At 53.5% G+C, this 19,946-nt stretch carries 16 protein-coding genes; 11 read left to right on the top strand and 5 right to left on the bottom strand.

Going from position 1 to position 19,946, the window contains the following annotated elements; translation table 11 throughout:
- Positions 1–118 precede the first annotated feature (118 nt).
- Positions 119–2,062: a methyl-accepting chemotaxis protein gene (locus OGW17_RS09020; RefSeq protein WP_012132402.1), complete on the bottom strand. Its 1,944-nt coding sequence runs from the start codon at positions 2,060–2,062 to the stop codon at positions 119–121.
- Positions 2,063–2,787: 725 nt separating this feature from the next.
- Here OGW17_RS09020 and OGW17_RS09015 point away from each other — a divergent pair.
- Genes OGW17_RS09015 through OGW17_RS08985 form a run of 7 tightly spaced genes read left to right on the top strand, consistent with a single transcriptional unit; the run spans position 2,788 to position 9,715 of the window.
- Positions 2,788–3,654 carry a MurR/RpiR family transcriptional regulator gene (locus tag OGW17_RS09015; RefSeq protein WP_012132399.1) on the top strand — a complete coding sequence of 289 codons (867 nt, stop codon included), beginning with the start codon at positions 2,788–2,790 and terminating at the stop codon, positions 3,652–3,654.
- Positions 3,655–3,668: 14 nt separating this feature from the next.
- Complete coding sequence (gene ddpX, locus OGW17_RS09010) at positions 3,669–4,256, top strand: D-alanyl-D-alanine dipeptidase (RefSeq protein ID WP_049011702.1); 588 nt, start codon at positions 3,669–3,671, stop codon at positions 4,254–4,256.
- A 16-nt stretch (positions 4,257–4,272) separates the two neighbouring features.
- A complete protein-coding gene (locus OGW17_RS09005) occupies positions 4,273–5,835 on the top strand; it encodes an ABC transporter substrate-binding protein (protein ID WP_071258326.1) in 1,563 nt (520 codons plus the stop codon).
- A gap of 44 nt (positions 5,836–5,879) precedes the next feature.
- Complete coding sequence (locus OGW17_RS09000) at positions 5,880–6,902, top strand: ABC transporter permease (protein ID WP_012132396.1); 1,023 nt, start codon at positions 5,880–5,882, stop codon at positions 6,900–6,902.
- Entirely contained in the window at positions 6,899–7,795 is an 897-nt protein-coding gene (gene ddpC, locus OGW17_RS08995; RefSeq protein ID WP_071258327.1) for a D,D-dipeptide ABC transporter permease, read from the top strand. The genes OGW17_RS09000 and ddpC overlap by 4 nt, the downstream gene beginning before the upstream one ends.
- Positions 7,792–8,778: an ABC transporter ATP-binding protein gene (locus OGW17_RS08990; protein ID WP_071258329.1), complete on the top strand. Its 987-nt coding sequence runs from the start codon at positions 7,792–7,794 to the stop codon at positions 8,776–8,778. Before ddpC ends, OGW17_RS08990 begins: the two co-directional genes overlap by 4 nt.
- On the top strand, positions 8,771–9,715 hold the full coding sequence (locus OGW17_RS08985; protein ID WP_071258330.1) for an oligopeptide/dipeptide ABC transporter ATP-binding protein: 945 nt from the start codon (positions 8,771–8,773) through the stop codon (positions 9,713–9,715). Before OGW17_RS08990 ends, OGW17_RS08985 begins: the two co-directional genes overlap by 8 nt.
- 100 nt (positions 9,716–9,815) lie before the next feature.
- Here the strand turns inward: OGW17_RS08985 and osmC are convergent, their stop codons facing one another.
- Positions 9,816–10,247 (bottom strand): peroxiredoxin OsmC, encoded by a 432-nt coding sequence (gene osmC, locus OGW17_RS08980; RefSeq protein ID WP_012132392.1) that lies wholly within the window; start codon positions 10,245–10,247, stop codon positions 9,816–9,818.
- Positions 10,248–10,416: 169 nt separating this feature from the next.
- Between osmC and sra the strand changes: the two genes are divergently transcribed.
- Both sra and maeA read left to right on the top strand, forming a co-directional pair.
- On the top strand, positions 10,417–10,560 hold the full coding sequence (gene sra, locus OGW17_RS08975) for a stationary-phase-induced ribosome-associated protein (protein WP_024130331.1): 144 nt from the start codon (positions 10,417–10,419) through the stop codon (positions 10,558–10,560).
- Positions 10,561–10,733: 173 nt separating this feature from the next.
- Positions 10,734–12,431 carry a malate dehydrogenase gene (gene maeA, locus OGW17_RS08970; RefSeq protein ID WP_012132390.1) on the top strand — a complete coding sequence of 566 codons (1,698 nt, stop codon included), beginning with the start codon at positions 10,734–10,736 and terminating at the stop codon, positions 12,429–12,431.
- A 126-nt stretch (positions 12,432–12,557) separates the two neighbouring features.
- Here the strand turns inward: maeA and fdnI are convergent, their stop codons facing one another.
- The 3 genes from fdnI to fdnG are packed head-to-tail and all read right to left on the bottom strand — an operon-like array spanning position 12,558 to position 17,152.
- The gene (gene fdnI, locus OGW17_RS08965; protein ID WP_012132388.1) at positions 12,558–13,214 is read right to left on the bottom strand and encodes a formate dehydrogenase-N subunit gamma; all 657 of its coding nucleotides are present in this window, start codon (positions 13,212–13,214) and stop codon (positions 12,558–12,560) included.
- Positions 13,207–14,091, bottom strand: a complete 885-nt coding sequence (fdxH, locus tag OGW17_RS08960) for a formate dehydrogenase subunit beta (RefSeq protein WP_012132387.1) — start codon at positions 14,089–14,091, stop codon at positions 13,207–13,209. Before fdxH ends, fdnI begins: the two co-directional genes overlap by 8 nt.
- 13 nt (positions 14,092–14,104) lie before the next feature.
- Positions 14,105–17,152 carry a formate dehydrogenase-N subunit alpha gene (gene fdnG / locus OGW17_RS08955; RefSeq protein WP_077956900.1) on the bottom strand — a complete coding sequence of 1,016 codons (3,048 nt, stop codon included), beginning with the start codon at positions 17,150–17,152 and terminating at the stop codon, positions 14,105–14,107.
- A gap of 234 nt (positions 17,153–17,386) precedes the next feature.
- Between fdnG and yddG the strand changes: the two genes are divergently transcribed.
- A complete protein-coding gene (gene yddG / locus OGW17_RS08950; protein WP_012132385.1) occupies positions 17,387–18,268 on the top strand; it encodes an aromatic amino acid efflux DMT transporter YddG in 882 nt (293 codons plus the stop codon).
- A gap of 568 nt (positions 18,269–18,836) precedes the next feature.
- Complete coding sequence (gene ompC / locus OGW17_RS08945) at positions 18,837–19,937, top strand: porin OmpC (RefSeq protein WP_047463657.1); 1,101 nt, start codon at positions 18,837–18,839, stop codon at positions 19,935–19,937.
- The last annotated feature ends 9 nt before the right edge of the window (positions 19,938–19,946 follow it).

Below are 19,946 nucleotides of genomic sequence, written 5' to 3'. Positions count from 1 at the left end.
ATATAATGGAGTTATTGGCTATTCATGGAGATAAAACACTAAATAATGGATTTAGCTATCTGACTGACGCAAGCAGAACGTCTGCAATTTGCAGACGTTCTGTGGGGGAGAGAGAAAATTATGCTGCGGTGGGTTCAGGCAATCTGAATGAAGAGACCAGCAGCGCCAGTTGTTCAGCCTCTTCTTTCAGGACCTGGGTTCGCGCAGCGGCATCATCAATCAGCGACGCGTTCTGCTGAACCGTACTGTCCATTTCGGTTACTGCCAGCGTGACCTCAGAGACACCTTTACGCTGTTCTTCACCCGCCACGCGAATTTCACCCATCAATTGTCTGACCTGACGCACGTTGCCGACCAACTCGCCAAGACGATCCCCGGCGTTATGGATCTGCTGACTGCTGCTGTCTACGTGTGAAACCGACTCATCGATTAACGCCTTGATCTCCTGCGCGGCAGTGGCGCTGCGCTGTGCCAGCGTGCGCACTTCAGAGGCGACGACGGCAAATCCGCGACCGGCATCACCCGCTCGTGCGGCTTCCACCGCCGCATTCAGCGCGAGAATGTTGGTCTGAAACGCGATGCTGTCGATAACGGCGACAATTTCCACCATCCGGCCGGACGACGCGCTGACGTTATCCATCGTGGAAATCACGCCCTGCATGACATCGCCACAGCGGTTAGCCGTTTGCGCCGTGTTTTCGGAAAGCTCATCGGCTAACTGTGTATTCCCGGTATTTTGATGAACGGTCGCATTTAATTGCTCCATCGCCGACGCGCTTTCCTCCAGCGCGGCAGCCTGCTGCGTTACGCGGGAGGATAACTCCATATTACTGTCAGCCAGACTGACGGCGTTATTCGCAACCACCACGCTACTGCTGCGAACGGTAATCAGGATCGCGGATATTTTGTCCACAAAGAGGTTAAAGGCCTGAGCAATATCGGAAATCTCATCTTTACCCCGGACGTCCAGGCGGCGAGTCAGGTCGCCTTCGCCCTGGGCGATATCATCCAGCGCGCGACGCGTATCGTCCAGACGAGAGATAAGACGGCGCACCACCAGCCAGGAGCCCACCAGCAGAATGGCCATGATCGGAATCAGCACTTCCAGTACATCCTTCATCATCACTTTTGCCAGTCCGACAACGCGTTCTTCAGGCGTCACCAGCCCAACGATCCACCCGGTATCCGCCATCGGGAAAAGCATCACCCGGGAAGGCCCGTCCAGTATGCCGTCGTGTGCAAGAGGAATGGTGGCGACATCGGCCGAGGCATTCAGCGTTTTCAGCGATCCGGCTACCGGGGCGAGCCAGTCAGAGGCTTTGACCAGGTCAGTAAACGTTTTAAACTGCGCGTGATCGGCCTGCGGGAAATAGAGGATTTGCCCCTGTTTATCCACCACAAAGGCGTAACCGCCCGTGCTGTTCCCCTGCTGTTGCATAAAGGTGGCGACGTTATCCAGTCGGATATCGGTTGTGGCGACGCCGGCAAATTTCCCTGCCAGTTGATAAGGAATGCTACAGGTCACCATGTTAACCCCGGAAATCGTATCCTGGTAAACATCAGACCAGACGCAACTGTTCTGTGAGTGCCCTTTCGCCTGGAGATACCAGCTTTCGTTATGATAACCGCTTCCTCCGGCAACGTTGTAGTCGTCGGAAAAGATCAATTTCCCTTCTGCATCACGCGCCCAGAAGAAACTGCGTCGCTCAATGCCGGGCGTAAAGGCATCCGGCTCCGGCCAGATGCCGCCGCCGGTAATGATGGAATCATTCTGTTCGCCAATAAGATGCGGAACGACATGCTGGTATAGCGATTCGTCGTTTGGCAGCACTTCGGCAAGGCGCGACAGGCTAACCGTTTCACCTTCAATACGCGATAAAACAGTACCTAACTGGCGAGTCAGTCCTTGCCCTGTCTCCTCTATCAGGGCGGAGTTGATCTCAACAACGCGCGGCTGACCGCGCCAGAGCATAATGGCAACAATAACCAGCGTGGTCACTGCAAGCAGCGCAATCCCCCCAATCGTCAGACGGGTGGAAATACGTGATGGATACCAGACCATACAAACCCCTTATGTAAACGACTCTCTTTTATTCAGTATCGGCACACAAATTTATATCTTTATGCGGTTTTATGGTTCGTTAAGAAATATTAATGCGCCCTTAAATGTGACGTTGTCACTAATAACAAAATCCTGCACTTTCACCTGATTTAAATAGCGTGATAAGCTTATTTTGAATATTATTTTTAATGCGTTGTTTTAATCACTTACGCGCCAGGCCTTGTGTTATCCTGGTTGTGCCGCACTTCATAAGTCAGGGGTTTTACGCTTCGCCTGCCTTCATACGTTGCTACAAACCTGTCTGTTATAAAAGAATAATTAATATCGCGTTGTATTTTAATGCGTAAAATGAACAGATTACTTGCCTGATGAATATTTATTAAATCTACAAAAATAATACACCGTTCTTTCCGCCGATAAATAATGTGTCTCGCGCTTTTATATTTCTCTGCTATCCACGTTGGCGTTTGCCATTTTTGACCCTGCAATTTCTGGCATCACAATGTGATCCCTGCGACGGATTCGACACATTCATGCCCTCTCTGACGATCGCTGCACCAAAAGTGAACTAATCTGCACAAATGTTGATCATTCGTTAATTAAATATCACCTTAATTTAACAAAAAAGACGGCGATGCCGTGGTTTCCAGGTTGGCATGCGTCCTGCATTGTTAATTCAGTAACAGCGGAACGCTCTCTGACAGCTCACTAACAGCGAGACGGTAATGACATCAAAACCTGAGTTATTTGCCCGAATTGAGAAGAGTTTTAGCCAGCATACGCCCAGCGAAAAGCGCGTTGCAGGCTGGCTGTTAGCGCACGCGGCGCAGATACCGTTTGAAACGGCAGACGGTATCGCCAGAGCGACAGGCACCAGCGGCATCACGGTAGGACGTTATTTACGGAAGCTTGGTTTTCGTAATCTTGAGGATGCCAAAGCCAGCCTGCGGGAACTGCCATCCGTGCCCTATCAGCCCTGGGGGATGAATGAACGCCTTGACTCCTGGCAACAGCAGCAGCGGCTGCCCGACAGAGCGCGTCAGTCGCTGTCGCTGGAAATTGATGCCATTACCCACGTCTATCAGCTGGCGCAAAGTGAAACGTTCTTGCGAATCGCTCAGCAACTGGCGCATGCGGAGGCCGTGTATGTTCTGGGGATTCAGTCCACGCGCGGCATTGCTAACGCCTTTTTCAGCCACCTGGAATACCTGCGGCCCAAAGTCAGTTATTCCGAAGGGCTATCCGGGAGCTGGGTTGAGTCGCTGAATTCCGGGTTCGCACGGCCATATGTGGTGATCACGGATACCCGCGCCTATTCCGCCGCTGCCCGTCAGTATTGTCGCGTTGCCAGCGAGCGGCGCATTCCGCTGGCGTTAATCACTGATGTCTGGTGTCCGTGGGCCAGAGACTACGCCATCGACTTATTGCAGGTAAAAACCGACACCGGGCACTTCTGGGATTCACTCGCCCCCGTGAGCTGCCTGTTCAACTTATTGCTGTCAGGCGTGGTGGATCAACTGGGCGATACGCTTGCTGAACGGCTGCGAACCAATCGCCAGCTGCAACAAGAGTTTGGTCAATTCGAACAATAAACAGGAAACGTGCTATGTCAGAAACCCCTGAACTGGTCGATCTGTCAGTGATTTTCCCCTCGCTGCATATCGATCTCAAATACGCCACCGCCGATAACCTCACCGGCGCGCCCATTTACCGGGAGGCCCGTTGCCTGTTGCATACGGATGCCGTCACCGCGCTGGCGAAAAGTATCAGCATCGCGCAGCTGGCAGGGCTGTCTCTGGTGGTATACGACGCCTATCGTCCGCAGCAGGCGCAGTCGGTTCTGTGGCATGTCTGTCCCGATCCGCAATACGTGGTGGATGTGGCCATCGGTTCAAACCATAGCCGTGGTACGGCAATTGACGTCACTCTGATGGATGAGCATGGCAACGTGCTTGATATGGGGGCCGGTTTTGATGAAATGCACGATCGCTCGCACTCGTATCACCCTTCTGTTCCACCCGCAGCGCAACGTAATCGATTGTTATTGAACGCTATTATGTTTGGCGGTGGTTTTGTCGGCATCAGCAGTGAATGGTGGCATTTCGAATTGCCGGACGCGGCCAGCTACCCCTTGCTCGACGACTGCATTGCCTGTTTCCCGGCATCACGCACAACAACACAACCCTCCCTGTAAATGATGGAGCACGGTCATGAAGACAACACACACTTTAACTTCGCTGTTTCGTCCCGCCCTGATTGCCGTGGCACTGGCTGTTGCCCTGCCCGCCGCTCAGGCGGCTGTACCCAAAGATATGCTGGTGATTGGTAAAGCGGCCGATCCGCAAACGCTTGATCCTGCCGTCACTATTGATAACAACGACTGGACGGTGACCTACCCGTCTTATCAACGCCTTGTGCAGTACAAAACCGAGGGAGGTAAAGGTTCCACGGAGGTTGAAGGCGATCTGGCGAGCGACTGGAAGGCCTCTGACGATCAGAAAGAGTGGACGTTTACCCTTAATAAAGATGCCCGATTCGCTGATGGCTCGCCCGTTACGGCAGATGCGGTGCAACAATCTTTTGCGCGTCTGCTGAAAATTGGGCAAGGCCCGGCAGAAGCCTTTCCAAAAGATTTGAAAGTCGAAGCCGTCGATGACTATACGGTGAAATTTACGCTGAGCCAGCCGTTTGCGCCCTTCCTGTACACGCTGGCGAATGACGGCGCCTCCATTATTAACCCGGCGGTTCTGAAAGAACATGCCGCAGATGATGCGCGCGGTTTTCTGGCGCAGAACACCGCAGGTTCCGGCCCGTTTATGCTGAAAAGCTGGCAGAAAGGACAGCAGCTGATTCTGGTGCCGAATCCGCATTATGCGGGAGCCAAACCTGCCTTTAAGCGCGTGTCGGTAAAAATCATTGGTGAGAGTGCTTCCCGCCGCCTGCAATTGTCGCGGGGAGACATCGACATTGCCGATGCTCTCCCGGTAGACCAGCTCAACGCGTTAAAACAGGAAGGGAAAGTCAACGTGGCGGATTACCCTTCGCTGCGCGTGACTTATCTCTATCTGAACAACAGTAAAGCGCCGCTGAATCAGGTGGATTTGCGCCGGGCCATTTCATGGTCAACGGACTATCAGGGCATGGTGACGGGTATCCTCAGCGGTAACGGCAAGCAGATGCGCGGCCCGATTCCTGAAGGTATGTGGGGCTATGACGCGAAGGCAATGCAGTACAGTTTTGATGAAGCGAAAGCCAAAGCCGCCTGGGAGCAAGTCGCGACCAAGCCCGATGGCCTGAGCTTCCTCTACTCTGATAACGATCCAAACTGGGAGCCGATTGCGCTTTCCACGCAGGCCAGTCTCAGCAAGCTGGGCATTAAGGTGAAACTGGAAAAACTGGCGAATGCCACCATGCGCGACCGGATTGGCAAAGGTGATTACGACATTGCCATCGGCAACTGGAGCCCGGACTTCGCCGACCCGTACATGTTCATGAACTACTGGTTTGAGTCTGATAAGAAAGGTCTGCCGGGTAACCGTTCGTTTTATGAAAACGCCGGGGTCGATAAACTTCTGCGCAGCGCGCTGACCACCACCGATCAGGCGGCCAGAACGAAGGATTACCAGCAGGCGCAAACCATCGTGATTGATGAGGCCGCCTACGTCTACCTCTTCCAGAAAAACTACCAGCTGGCGATGAACAAAGAGGTCAAAGGCTTTGTCTTCAACCCCATGCTGGAACAGGTCTTTAACATTGGCGCCATGAGTAAATAAGCCACGTTGATGCGGGGCCGTTATGGCTCCGCAAGGGGAAGCCTATGACGTTCTGGAGCATTTTACGCCAGCGATGCTGGGGACTAATTCTGGTGGTGGCCGGTGTTTGCGTAATTACGTTTATTATTTCTCACCTGATTCCTGGCGACCCTGCGCGACTGCTGGCCGGCGATCGCGCCAGTGATGAAATTGTCGAAAACATTCGCCAGCAGCTGGGGCTGGATCAGCCGCTGTATGTGCAATTTTTTCGCTATGTCAGCGACGTTTTTCACGGTGATCTGGGCACGTCTATACGCACTGGCCGCCCGGTAATGGAAGAGTTGCGCGTGTTTTTCCCCGCCACGCTTGAACTGGCCTTCTGTTCCCTGCTGCTGGCGTTGGTGATCGGGATTCCGCTGGGGATTTTATCCGCCGTCTGGCGAAACCGCTGGCTGGACCATCTGGTGCGGCTGATGGCGATAACCGGCATTTCCACCCCGGCGTTCTGGCTGGGGCTGGGCGTTATTGTTCTGTTTTACGGGCATCTGCAAATTCTGCCCGGCGGCGGAAGGCTTGATGACTGGCTGGACCCGCCCGCCCACGTCACCGGGTTCTACCTGATTGACGCGCTGCTGGAGGGGAATGGCGAGGTCTTTTTCAACGCGTTACAACACCTTATTTTACCGGCGCTGACTCTGGCGTTTGTCCACCTGGGAATTGTCGCCCGTCAGATTCGTTCCGCCATGCTGGAACAACTCAGTGAGGACTACATTCGCACCGCGCGTGCCAGCGGTCTGCCTGGCTGGTACATCGTGCTCTGCTATGCCTTGCCTAACGCCCTGATTCCGTCGATTACCGTTCTGGGGCTGGCGCTGGGAGATTTGCTGTATGGCGCCGTGCTTACCGAAACGGTCTTTGCCTGGCCGGGAATGGGGGCCTGGGTGGTCACCTCTATTCAGGCGCTGGATTTTCCGGCGGTGATGGGATTCGCCGTAGTGGTCTCTTTGGCTTATGTGCTGGTAAACCTGGTCGTCGATTTACTCTATTTGTGGATCGATCCCCGAATCGGTCGCGGAGGTGCTGAATGATGTTAACGCAAGAGACGCCCGCCCCGTCGCAGACCTCCCGCCGCCGGATCGACTGGGCAAAACTCTTCTGGCTGATGAAAAGCAGCCCGCTGACGCTGACTGGCGGCGTGATTATCATCCTGATGTTGCTACTGATGGTGCTGTCGCCCTGGATAACGCCTTACGATCCCAATGCCATCGATTTGACCGCGCGCCTGCTTGCGCCCTCTGCGACGCACTGGTTCGGCACTGACGAAGTGGGACGCGATCTGTTCAGCCGCGTACTGGTCGGCAGCCAGCAATCCATTGTCGCCGGGCTGGTCGTCGTGGGGATTGCCGGTGGAATCGGCTCCTTGCTTGGCTGTCTGTCCGGCGTCATGGGCGGGCGCGCCGACGCTATTATTATGCGCCTGATGGATATTATGTTGTCGATTCCTTCGCTGGTGCTGACGATGGCGCTGGCCGCCGCGCTGGGGCCGAGCCTGTTTAACGCCATGATGGCGATCGCCATTGTCCGTATTCCTTTTTATGTGCGCCTGGCGCGAGGGCAAACGCTGGTCGTGCGCCAGTTTACCTATGTACAGGCTGCCCGAACGTATGGCGCTTCCCGCTGGCACCTTATCAGCTGGCATATCTTACGTAATTCGCTGCCGCCGCTTATCGTGCAGGCGTCGCTGGATATTGGCAGCGCGATCCTGATGGCCGCCACGCTGGGCTTTATTGGCCTTGGCGCACAACAGCCCACCGCTGAATGGGGCGCAATGGTGGCTATTGGTCGTAACTATGTCCTCGACCAGTGGTGGTATTGCGCCTTTCCTGGGGCGGCGATCCTGATTACCGCTGCCGGGTTTAACCTGTTTGGCGATGGTATTCGCGATCTGCTTGACCCTAGAGCCGGAGGAAAACAGTCATGACCCAACCCGTGCTGGAAATTGAGGATTTACACCTGAGCTTTCCGGGTTACAAAGCCGATGTTCACGCCCTTAACCACGTATCGTTGCGTATCGACCGGGGCGAAATCGTCGGCGTGGTCGGCGAGTCCGGGTCAGGTAAATCCGTCACCGCCATGCTGGCAATGCGGCTGCTGCCGGAAGGCAGCTATCACATTCATCAGGGCCGCGTATCGCTGCTGGGCGAGGACGTGCTGAATGCCAGCGAAAAGCAGATGCGTAAATGGCGCGGCGCGCGCGTGTCGATGATCTTCCAGGAGCCAATGACGGCGCTGAATCCCACCCGGCGCATTGGGCAACAAATGGTGGAAGTCATTCGCCATCATCAGGCGGTGAGCCGCCAGGCTGCGCGGGAGAAAGCCATCGCCCTGCTGGAAGAGATGCAAATTCCCGATGCGGCGCAGGTTATGGCGCGATTTCCGTTTGAGCTGTCCGGCGGGATGCGCCAGCGGGTGATGATCGCGCTGGCATTCTCTTGCGAGCCGGAGCTGATTATTGCTGACGAACCCACTACCGCGCTGGACGTCACGGTGCAGCTACAGGTTCTGCGTTTGCTGAAACTAAAAGCGCGAGCCAGCGGTACTGCGGTGCTGTTTATCAGCCATGACATGGCGGTGGTATCGCAGTTGTGCGATCGGCTGTATGTCATGTACGCCGGAAGCGTGATTGAGAGCGGCCCCACGCAGACGGTTATTCGCCGCCCCACGCATCCCTATTCCATTGGTTTGTTGAAATGCGCGCCGGAACACGGCGAACCTCGCGCGCCGCTGCCCGCGATTCCAGGGACGGTGCCTAACCTGACCTGCCTGCCAACCGGATGCGCCTTCCGCGAACGCTGTTTTGCCGCCGGGACGCTGTGCGAGGCTGTCCCGGAGTTGGAGAATCATGGCGAACCTGAACAACAATCCGCCTGCTGGTATCCACAACAGGAGATGACGCATGTCTGACATATTGCTCTCGTTACGGGATGTCCATATCACCTTCCCCGCCCGTAAAAACTGGTTGGGGCGGGTGACGGAGCGCGTACATGCCCTGAACGGTATGGATTTGCAGATTCGCCAGGGAGAAACGCTTGGCATCGTGGGGGAATCCGGCTGCGGGAAAAGTACGCTGGCGCAACTGCTGATGGGAATGTTAAAACCCAGCCACGGCGAGTGCTCGCGGCCTGGCGTTGCGCGCACCGGCGCCAACAGCGGGATGCAGATGGTCTTTCAGGACCCGCTCTCTTCGCTGGACCCCCGATTACCCGTCTGGCGGATTATCACCGAGCCCGTCTGGCTCCAGAAGCATAACAGCGAACACGAGCGGCGGACGCTGGCAGAGGAACTGGCCTTACAGGTTGGCATCCGGCCTGAGTACCTCGACAGGCTTCCCCATGCGTTTTCCGGCGGACAACGCCAGCGCATCGCCATTGCCCGCGCCTTATCGTCAGAGCCGGACGTTATCGTGCTTGATGAACCGACTTCCGCGCTGGATATCTCCGTGCAGGCGCAGATCCTGAATCTGCTGGTTGCGCTACAGACGCGCCGTAAACTGACGTATGTGCTGATTTCACACAACGTGTCGGTTGTGCGGTACATGAGCGATCGGGTGGCGGTGATGTATCTCGGGCAAATTGTTGAACTGGGCGACGCGCAACAGGTGTTGACCACGCCTGCGCATCCCTATACCCGGCTGTTGCTGAATTCCGTGCCGAAAACGGGTGCGCCGCTGGCAGAAGATCTGGTGCTGCGCAAAACGGAATTACCGGGGAACCGCCACCTGCCGCAAGGGTGTTATTTTCGCGATCGCTGTCCGCTGGCAACCCGTGGCTGTGAAAAACCGCAGGCATTATTGACGCGGGGATCGGAGAGCGACGTTCGCTGCTGGCGAGCGGTGGAGTAAGAGCCAGACAATCGCCCGGTGGCACTGTCGCTTACCGGGCCTACAGGGTGTTGTGGGGCCGACCCGACGCTCAATCACCGGGCCGTCGAGAACGATGCCGTTATGACGTCAACTGATAATCCAGCGTGATTTCCGCTTTCAGCACCTGCGAAACCGGGCATCCGGCTTTTGCTTTCTGAATAATGCCGTCAAAAGTGGACGCATCAATGCCAGGTACGGCCACTTCACTGTGCAACGCAATTTTCGTGATCGCAAAACCCGCGTCGACTTTATCCAGCGAGACATCGGCTGTCGTGTCGATTGACGATGGGGTAAAACCCGCCTCGCCCAGCATCAGCGAAAGCGCCATCGAGAAACAGGCCGCGTGGGCTGCGCCGATTAACTCTTCCGGGTTGGTTCCTTTTACGCCTTCAAAGCGTGTATTAAAGCCATAGGGTTGTTGATTCAACACGCCGCTTTCGGTCGATACCGTACCTTTTCCACCTTTAATATCGCCTTCCCAGTGTGCCTGACCTTTCTTATGGATTGTCATTCTTGCTCTCCTGTTGGCTCAAAACAGAAAGTATAGACCAACTCTGTTACACGCGTTCGGTCGCCTTCCGGGGAAAACCTGCTATGCTGTACCAGCAACCTAAGGGGTTACGTTTCTTTCGCAATTGCGAATTTGTCCTTAAAACTAGCAACAGGATTGAGGAGTTAAAATGAAATCGAACCGTCAGGCCCGTCATATTCTTGGACTGGACCATAAAATTTCCAACCAACGCAAGCTCGTGACCGAAGGCGACAAAGTCAGCGTGGTCAACAACCCTACTGGCAGAAAACGTCACGCTGACAGCCAAAAGTAAGCGCCCCGTTCTGATATGACGATAAACACCATTGCAACCGCAATGGTGTTTTTGCTTACAAAAGCCTGGATTCATTCACAATGCTTTATACTCTTTGCCCGACGCCCTGGTGAAAACCTAAGTACGCCCATAAAACAGCACCAGGAACGGATATTCGAAAAAGAGTGAGTGACATGGAAACCAAAATCAAGAAACAGCGTTCCCTTTATATTCCTTACGCTGGCCCTGTGCTGCTGGAATTTCCTCTCCTGAATAAAGGAAGCGCTTTCAGTATAGAAGAACGCCGTAACTTCAACCTGCTGGGGTTACTGCCGGAAGTGGTCGAATCGATTGAAGAACAGGCGGAGCGCGCCTGGATCCAGTATCAGGGATTCAAAACGGAAATCGATAAACATATCTATCTGCGCAACATTCAGGATACCAACGAAACCCTGTTCTACCGACTGGTGCAAAACCATCTCGATGAGATGATGCCGGTTATCTATACCCCAACGGTCGGCGCCGCCTGTGAGCGCTTCTCTGAGATCTACCGTCGCGCGCGCGGCGTGTTCATCTCTTATCAGAACCGCCACAACATGGACGATATCCTGCAAAACGTGCCTAACCACAATATCAAAGTGATTGTGGTGACGGACGGGGAACGCATCCTCGGTCTTGGCGACCAGGGCATTGGCGGAATGGGGATTCCAATCGGTAAACTGTCGCTGTACACCGCCTGTGGCGGCATCAGCCCGGCCTATACTCTGCCGGTGGTGCTGGACGTCGGCACCAACAATCAGCAGTTGCTGAACGATCCGCTCTATATGGGCTGGCGTAACCCGCGCATCACCGATGACGAATACTATGAATTCGTCGATGAGTTTATTCAGGCGGTGAAACAGCGCTGGCCGGACGTCTTGCTGCAATTCGAAGATTTTGCGCAGAAAAACGCGATGCCGCTGCTTAATCGCTATCGCGATGAAATCTGCTCTTTCAACGATGATATTCAGGGAACGGCGGCCGTGACCGTCGGTACTCTGATTGCCGCCAGCCGTGCGGCGGGCAGCCAGTTGAGCGAGCAGAAAATCGTCTTCCTTGGCGCAGGTTCTGCCGGTTGCGGGATTGCTGAACAGATCATCGCGCAAACCCAACGCGAAGGACTCAGCGAAGAAGCCGCTCGCCAGAAAGTGTTTATGGTGGATCGCTTTGGTCTGTTGACGGACCAGATGCCTAACCTGCTCTCATTCCAGACGAAGCTGGTGCAAAAACGCGAGAACCTGCAACACTGGGACAGCGAAAGCGAAGTGCTCTCCCTGCTTGATGTCGTGCGCAACGTGAAGCCGGACATTCTGATCGGCGTGTCGGGGCAAACCGGACTCTTTACTGAAGAGATCATTCGCGAGATGCACAAGCACTGCCCACGTCCGATCGTGATGCCGCTGTCTAACCCGACGTCCCGCGTTGAAGCCACGCCTCAGGACATCATCGCCTGGACCGAAGGCAATGCGCTGGTCGCGACCGGCAGTCCTTTCGCGCCGGTGGCCTGGAAAGATAAAATTTACCCTATTGCGCAATGTAATAACGCCTACATCTTCCCGGGGATCGGCCTGGGCGTGATTGCGTCCGGCGCGTCGCGTATTACTGACGAAATGTTGATGTCGGCAAGCGAAACGCTGGCGAAATACTCTCCGCTGGTGCTCAACGGCGAAGGTCTGGTATTGCCGGAGCTGAAAGATATTCAGACCGTGTCGCGAGCGATTGCCTTTGCCGTGGGTAAAATGGCGCAGCAACAGGGCGTGGCGGTAAAAACGTCCGCAGAAGCGCTACAGCAAGCCATCGACGAGAATTTCTGGCAAGCGGAATACCGCGATTACCGCCGTACTTCTATCTGAGTGTTTGCCCGGTGGCGCTACGCTTACCGGGCCTGCGTTTTATACGGTTGTCGGCCAGCGCCATCCGGCATTCTGTTGGCAAAAAAAAGCGCTACAGACGTAGCGCTTTTGTCTTTTGAAAGCGGGTTATTGTAATCCCTCTTTGCTTTCCTTTTTCGCTTCGACCTTCTCGACGTCGCGATACCAGCGCGGGTGGTGTTTCTTCGCCCAGCGGCGACTCACTTTACCTTCGATCATCCCTTTAATCGATCCTTTCACCCAGAATGCCATATACATATGGATGAGGATGGCGTGCATCAGGATGATGCCTGCCGCCGCATGGATCAGCAGGCTGTAACGCACGACCTGCATCGGGAAGAACTGCGCAAAGTACGGACGCCAGATAATCACGCCCGTCACCAGCAGCACGAAAATCATGCTCATGATCGACCAGAACATCATTTTCTGCCCGGCATTGTACTTACCGACATCGGCGACTTTGTGTTCATTGCCCTTCAGTACTTCCACAATATTCTTCAGCCACGGAAGATCTTTCTTGTCCGGGATGTTGTGGTGTACAAAGCGCACAAACATGAACATCAGTGCGACAAAAATCGCTACGCCGAAGAACGGGTGCAAAATACGCCCCATCTGCGGCGTCCCGAAGGTTTGCGTCAGCCATTGCAGCGTCGGGAAGAAAAACGCAATTCCCGACAGCGACACCAGGAAGAAGCAAATCACCACCGTCCAGTGACAGGCGCGATCGATAAATTTCGTGCGCACAATCATTTTCGACTTACTCATGATGGTCCTCCTCTTCATCGTCCACTTCCTTGTTCGGGCCAATACCAATGTAGTGATAGATAAGCCCGGCGAAGGTGGCGATAAACCCGGCGGCAGCCAGAGGTTTCAGCGCCCCTTTCCACAAGTTGATAGAGGTATCGATCTGTGGATCTTTCGGTAAGCCGTGATACAGCTCCGGCTGGTTCGCGTGATGCAGAACGTACATGACGTGCGTACCGCCCACACCTTGTGGGTTGTAAACACCGGCATGTTCGAAACCGCGCGCTTTGAGTTTCTCCACGCGCTGCTCCCCCATCTCCAGCATCTCTTTCTTGGTGCCGAAATGGATTGCCCCGGTTGGGCAAGTTTTCACGCAAGCCGGTTCCTGACCGATACTGACGCGATCCACACACAGCGTACATTTATAGACGCGGTTGTCCTCTTTATTGAGGCGCGGAACATTAAATGGACACCCGGCGATGCAGTAGCCGCAGCCAATACAATGTTCGGACTGGAAATCAACAATCCCGTTAGCGTACTGGATGATCGCGCCGGCAGACGGGCATGCCTTCAGGCAGCCCGGATCTTCACAGTGCATACAGCCGTCTTTACGAATCAGCCATTCCAGCTTGCCGTTCTGTTCGGTTTCGCTAAAACGCATCACCGTCCAGGATTTCGCGCTAAGATCGGCCGGGTTGTCATACACCCCGACGCAATGACCCACCTCGTCACGAATGTCATTCCACTCGGAACAAGCCACCTGGCAGGCTTTACAGCCTACGCAGGAGGAGACGTCGATCAGTTTTGCGACTTCCGCTTTATAATCACGCGCCTGGGGAGGCGGCGTGATCGGGTTTGTTGCAGACCGTTTGATGATGTCCTGCGTTTCCAAAGACATATGTTCGCCTCCCTTACGCCTTCTCGATGTTAACTAAAAACGCTTTATATTCCGGCGTTTGCGAGTTGGAATCACCGACATTTGGCGTCAGGGTGTTCGCGATATAGCCTTTCCGCGCAACCCCTTCAAAGCCCCAGTGCAGCGGAATACCCACGGTTTCAACCTGCTGACCATTGACGTTCAGCGTTTGCAGACGTCGGGTCACCACGGCAACCGCCCGGATGAATCCACGTTTGCTGCTGACTTTCACTGCGTCGCCGTTGGCAATCCCTTTCGAGGCCGCCAGGTTTTCGCTGATTTCCACAAACTGCTCTGGCTGAGCAATCGCATTCAGCAATGCGTGCTTGGTCCAGGTGTGGAAATGTTCGGTCAGACGATAGGTTGTACCGACATACGGGAACTGATCTTTCTTGCCCATACGCCGCGCATCTTCTTCGTACAGACGAACGACCGGGCTGGAGATCACGTTCGGGTGCAGCGGGTTGGTACCCAGCGGCGTTTCCATCGGCTCGTAGTGTTCCGGGAACGGCCCTTCCGCCAGCTTATCGATGGCGAACAGACGTCCCAGCCCTTCCGGCTGCATGATAAACGGCCCGGTTGCGCTACCCGGTGCGGCGGTGTTGAAGTCCGGGATATCGTTCCCCGTCCACTTCGACCCGTTCCACTGAATCAGCATCCGTTTCGGGTCCCACGGTTTACCCTGCGGATCTGCCGAGGCGCGGTTATACAGTACGCGGCGGTTCAGCGGCCATGCCCATGCCCAACCCAACGTATTGCCGAGACCTGACGGGTCGGCGTTGTCACGGTTAGCCATCTGGTTGCCCTGCTCGGTCCAGCTGCCGGTATAAATCCAGCAGGAGGACGACGTCGTTCCGTCATCGCGTAACTGGGCAAAACTGCTCAGCAACTGGCCTTTCTTCGCCAGCAGGACGCCGTTGGCGTCATAGAGATCTTCCAGCGCGTAGCCGTTGTTCTCTTTCGCAATCTCTTCAGACTCAGGATGATCCGGCTGTTTGTAGTCCCAGCTCATCTTCAGCAGCGGTTCAACGCCTTTACCCCCTTCGCTGCGATACATCTCGCGCAGACGGTGGTAAATACCGGCCAGAATTTGGCCGTCGTTGCGGGCTTCGCCCGGCGCATCCTGACCTTTCCAGTGCCACTGCAACCAGCGGCCAGAGTTGGCGATAGAGCCATCTTCTTCGGCAAAACAGGTTGACGGCAGACGGAATACTTCAGTCTGGATCGACGCCGGATCGACGTCGTTAGACTCGCCGTGGTTCTGCCAGAACGTGGAGGTTTCCGTCACCAGCGGGTCAATGACCACCATGTACTTCAGCTTGCTCAGCGACTGCACCACTTTGTTTTTGTCCGGGAAGGACGCAACCGGGTTAAAGCCCTGACAGATGTAGCCGGTCACTTTACCGCTATCCATCATGTTGAAGTATTTAATGACGTCGTAGGCCTGATCCCACTTCGGCAGCCATTCAAAGCCCCAGTCATTCTCTTTCTGCGCCGCATCGCCGTAGAACGATTTCATCAGACTGACGAAGAACTTCGGATAGTTGCCCCAGTAGTTCACCTGGTCAGCCAGCGTGGCTTTCGGCGTGTTTGCGCTCAGATAGGTTTGCAGATCCGCCTGCTTCTCAGACGGCAGAGTCAGATAACCGCTCAGGCTGGTGGAAAGCAGACCTAAATCCGTTAACCCCTGGATGTTAGAGTGGCCGCGTAAGGCGTTGACGCCACCGCCTGCCATCCCCATGTTGCCGAGCAGCAACTGGATCATCGCCATCGTACGGATGTTCTGCGCGCCAACGGTATGTTGCGTCCAGCCCAGCGCGTACAGGAAGGTAGTAGTACGATCGGCGGCGCTGGTGGAGGCCAGCACCTCACACACTTTCAGGAAATCGGCTTTTGGCGTACCGCAGATGTTTTCGACAACATCTGGCGTATAGCGGGAAACGTGTTGTTTCAGCAGATTCCATACGCAGCGCGGATGGCTCAGCGTCTCATCACGTTTTGCATAGCCGTTTTCGTCGAACTGATAGTTCCAGGATGACTTGTCATACTGGCGTTTTTTGGCGTCATAGCCGCTAAACAGACCATCATCGAAAGCAAAATCGTCCCGCACCAGCAGGCTGGCGTTGGTGTAATGCTTAACGTATTCGGCATTGATTTTATTGTTTTCAATCAGATACAGCAGTACGCCGGACAGGAAGGTAATGTCCGTACCGGAACGAATAGGCGCGTAAATATCCGCGACCGAGGCTGTACGTGTAAAACGTGGATCGACGACAATCAGCGTGGCGTCGTTGTTGTTTTTCGCTTCTATCGCCCAGCGGAATCCCACCGGATGTGCTTCAGCGGCGTTACCGCCCATCACCATAACGACGTTGGCGTTTTTGATATCAACCCAGTGGTTGGTCATCGCACCGCGACCAAATGTTGGAGCAAGACTTGCTACCGTTGGTCCGTGTCAGACGCGTGCCTGGTTGTCTACTGCCAGCATGCCGAGGGAACGCGCGAATTTCTGCGTCAACATGCCTGTTTCGTTACTGGCGGCGGAGGCGCAAAGCATCCCCGTGGAAAGCCAGCGGTTTACCGTTACGCCCTGTTCGTTCTTTTCAATAAAGTTGGCGTCACGGTCGGCTTTCATCAGCTTTGCGATGCGGGTGAACGCGTCATCCCAGCTAATGCGTTGCCATTTATCTGAACCGGGCGCGCGATACTCCGGGTAACGCAAGCGGTTTTCACTGTGTACATAGTCCAGCAAACCTGCGCCCTTCGGACACAATGCGCCACGGCTGACCGGATGATCCGGGTCCCCTTCGATGTGATAAATTGCTTCTTTTGCGTTTTTTGCTCCATCGCCCAGGCTATACATTAATAGCCCGCAACCTACGGAACAGTATGTGCAGGTGTTTCGGATCTCTTTAGCGCGTAACAGCTTATAATTTCGCGCTTGAGCCAGTGCCATTTTGGGTGCAAAACCCAGAGCAGCGACTGTTGTTCCCGCCATACCGCCCGCGCAGATTTTAAAAAATTGTCTGCGGCTGACGTCCATTGCTTTCCTCTTTTTTCCAGGGATGTAACTTCGCGAGGAAACTAACAGCAATATCCATAACTTTTTTGCGTCAAATCAATAACGAATCGGTTCCGCTACTAAATAGTTCTTTTTGTCGAGTTTATATACCACCAAAGGAGTATCAGAAAGACAATGAATTAGCGCGGGAAGGTGTAAAAGTGCTATAAATTTCAGCGATATTTTTTTGACCAGGAATGGGGATAAACGGAGAGAATGACGACACAAAAAGCAACGTTAATTGGACTTATTGCCATCGTACTCTGGAGCACGATGGTCGGGCTTATTCGTGGGGTAAGTGAAGGACTTGGGCCTGTTGGCGGCGCCGCCGCTATTTATTCGCTAAGCGGATTATTGCTCATCTTTACCGTTGGGTTCCCCAATATTCGTCGTTTTCCTGTTCGTTATTTAATCGCTGGCAGCGTACTGTTTGTCAGTTATGAAATATGTCTGGCGCTCTCGCTGGGATATGCAGCAACGCGTCACCAGGCGATTGAAGTCGGCATGGTCAACTATTTATGGCCCAGCCTGACGATTCTTTTTGCTATTTTGTTCAATGGACAAAAAACAACCTGGCTGGTTGTTCCTGGATTAATTGTCGCGTTAACCGGCGTCTGTTGGGTTTTAGGAGGTGAACATGGACTCCATGCTGATGAAATTATCAGCAATATTGCAACCAGCCCATTAAGCTATTTTCTCGCTTTTCTCGGCGCATTTATCTGGGCAACCTACTGTACCGTCACTAACAAATATGCCAGAGGGTTTAATGGCATTACGATATTTGTCCTCCTCACTGCTGCAAGTTTATGGGTACATTATTTTCTGACGCCGCAGCCGGAGATGATTTTTAGCACGCCTGTCGTTATCAAACTGTTTTCTGCTGCCCTGACGTTAGGATTTGCTTATGCAGCATGGAACGTGGGTATTTTGCATGGCAACGTCACGATTATGGCTGTGGGGTCCTATTTTACCCCGGTGCTGTCATCTGCGCTGGCCGCTGTCCTGTTAAGCGCGCCGCTGTCATTTTCATTCTGGCAAGGTGCGGTTATGGTGTGTGCGGGTTCCCTGCTTTGTTGGTTAGCGACGCGTCGCGCCTGAAGTCAGTGGTTGGGGCGGATTATCTTTCGAGTTCTGTGGCTGCCCCGACTCTCTTCCTGCTGTATTAATTTCGGTTAAATGAATATTGCGATCGGCGTTATTTCTTCGAAAATTCTTATTTGCTTTTTTTCTGGCTTCTTGCCATATAGTTATTTAAATGAAAATTTGTTGTTGCTGATGAATGGCGAACGGAGTGTATAATACTTCATCACTTGTTTTGTTTTTGTTAAAATTATGATATTCAATTGATAAAATAAAGCATTTTATGTTCATTTGTAACTGTATTTTCGTATATAGTCAGCAAGCGTGACTAGAGACAATAAAACCATCACCCGCAAAACAATTCCTTTTGAAAATATATTATCTCAGGATATACCCATCTAAAATTAATACCATGAGATCTATTATGTAGATCTGGATCACACAACTTCAAATAATTTGTAATCTTATGAAACTTATTATTGAATTAGTACCACGACGTCTATTAAAAATAGTCTGCCATTGACAAGCGGCCTCGTTTAGAAATGGTTTAGGAAACACGCTAAGAAAATTATAAGGATTAATTAAAATGAAACTTAAATTAGTTGCAGTGGCAGTGACTACCCTGTTGGCAGCAGGTGCGGTAAACGCAGCTGAGGTATATAACAAAGACGGCAACAAACTGGACCTGTACGGTAAAGTAACCGCTCTTCATTATTTCTCTGACGACAAGGGTGATGATGGCGATAAAACTTATGCGCGTCTGGGCTTCAAAGGCGAAACTCAGATCAATGACCAACTGACCGGTTTCGGCCAGTGGGAATATGAATTCAAAGGCAACAACGACGAGTCCAACGGCACCAAAGGCAACAAAACGCGTCTGGCGTTCGCTGGTCTGAAATTTGATCAGTTCGGTTCTCTGGACTACGGCCGTAACTACGGCGTCGTTTACGACATCGGCGCATGGACTGACGTTCTGCCTGAGTTCGGTGGCGATACCTGGACCCAGAGCGATGTGTTCATGACTGGCCGTACTACCGGCGTTGCAACCTACCGTAACACCGACTTCTTCGGTCTGGTTGAAGGTCTGAACTTCGCTGCTCAGTATCAGGGTAAAAACGAACGTAGTAACAGCGATAAAATCTACGGCGCTGACATCACTAAAGCGAATGGCGACGGTTTCGGTATCTCCTCTACCTATGAGTTCGACGGTTTCGGCGTGGGTGCATCTTATGCAAAATCTGACCGTACTGACGCGCAGGTGAATTCTGCTGCGAACGAACTGAACGCAGGCGGTAAAAACGCAGAGGTTTGGGCTGCTGGTCTGAAATACGATGCGAACAACATCTACCTGGCGACCACCTACTCTGAAACCCGCAATATGACTGCTTACGGCAGCGATCACATTGCGAACAAAGCGCAGAACTTCGAAGCTGTTGCTCAGTACCAGTTCGACTTCGGTCTGCGTCCGTCCATCGCTTACCTGAAATCCAAAGGTAAAGACATCGGTAGCTGGGGCGACCAGGATCTGGTTGAGTACATCGATGTGGGCGCGACCTACTACTTCAACAAAAACATGTCTACCTACGTTGATTACAAAATCAACCTGGTTGACGACAGCCGCTTCACCGAAGCAGCTGGCGTTAGCACTGACAACATCGTTGCTGTTGGTCTGACCTACCAGTTCTAATCTTTCTTG

The organism is Citrobacter sp. CK181, from assembly GCF_030333595.1.
Lineage (GTDB): Bacteria > Pseudomonadota > Gammaproteobacteria > Enterobacterales > Enterobacteriaceae > Citrobacter_B > Citrobacter_B koseri.
Note: the sequence above shows the minus strand (reverse complement) of the source record. Positions and strands in the feature narration are given on the sequence as shown.

What these genes read in the sequence shown, in the direction of transcription:
- OGW17_RS09020 (WP_012132402.1), bottom strand. Translation starts at nt 2,062, where the DNA reads ATGGTCTGGTATCCATCACGTATTTCCACCCGTCTGACGATTGGGGGG.
- OGW17_RS09015 (WP_012132399.1), top strand. Translation starts at nt 2,788, where the DNA reads ATGACATCAAAACCTGAGTTATTTGCCCGAATTGAGAAGAGTTTTAGC.
- ddpX (WP_049011702.1), top strand. Translation starts at nt 3,669, where the DNA reads ATGTCAGAAACCCCTGAACTGGTCGATCTGTCAGTGATTTTCCCCTCG.
- OGW17_RS09005 (WP_071258326.1), top strand. Translation starts at nt 4,273, where the DNA reads ATGAAGACAACACACACTTTAACTTCGCTGTTTCGTCCCGCCCTGATT.
- OGW17_RS09000 (WP_012132396.1), top strand. Translation starts at nt 5,880, where the DNA reads ATGACGTTCTGGAGCATTTTACGCCAGCGATGCTGGGGACTAATTCTG.
- ddpC (WP_071258327.1), top strand. Translation starts at nt 6,899, where the DNA reads ATGATGTTAACGCAAGAGACGCCCGCCCCGTCGCAGACCTCCCGCCGC.
- OGW17_RS08990 (WP_071258329.1), top strand. Translation starts at nt 7,792, where the DNA reads ATGACCCAACCCGTGCTGGAAATTGAGGATTTACACCTGAGCTTTCCG.
- OGW17_RS08985 (WP_071258330.1), top strand. Translation starts at nt 8,771, where the DNA reads ATGTCTGACATATTGCTCTCGTTACGGGATGTCCATATCACCTTCCCC.
- osmC (WP_012132392.1), bottom strand. Translation starts at nt 10,247, where the DNA reads ATGACAATCCATAAGAAAGGTCAGGCACACTGGGAAGGCGATATTAAA.
- sra (WP_024130331.1), top strand. Translation starts at nt 10,417, where the DNA reads ATGAAATCGAACCGTCAGGCCCGTCATATTCTTGGACTGGACCATAAA.
- maeA (WP_012132390.1), top strand. Translation starts at nt 10,734, where the DNA reads ATGGAAACCAAAATCAAGAAACAGCGTTCCCTTTATATTCCTTACGCT.
- fdnI (WP_012132388.1), bottom strand. Translation starts at nt 13,214, where the DNA reads ATGAGTAAGTCGAAAATGATTGTGCGCACGAAATTTATCGATCGCGCC.
- fdxH (WP_012132387.1), bottom strand. Translation starts at nt 14,091, where the DNA reads ATGTCTTTGGAAACGCAGGACATCATCAAACGGTCTGCAACAAACCCG.
- yddG (WP_012132385.1), top strand. Translation starts at nt 17,387, where the DNA reads ATGACGACACAAAAAGCAACGTTAATTGGACTTATTGCCATCGTACTC.
- ompC (WP_047463657.1), top strand. Translation starts at nt 18,837, where the DNA reads ATGAAACTTAAATTAGTTGCAGTGGCAGTGACTACCCTGTTGGCAGCA.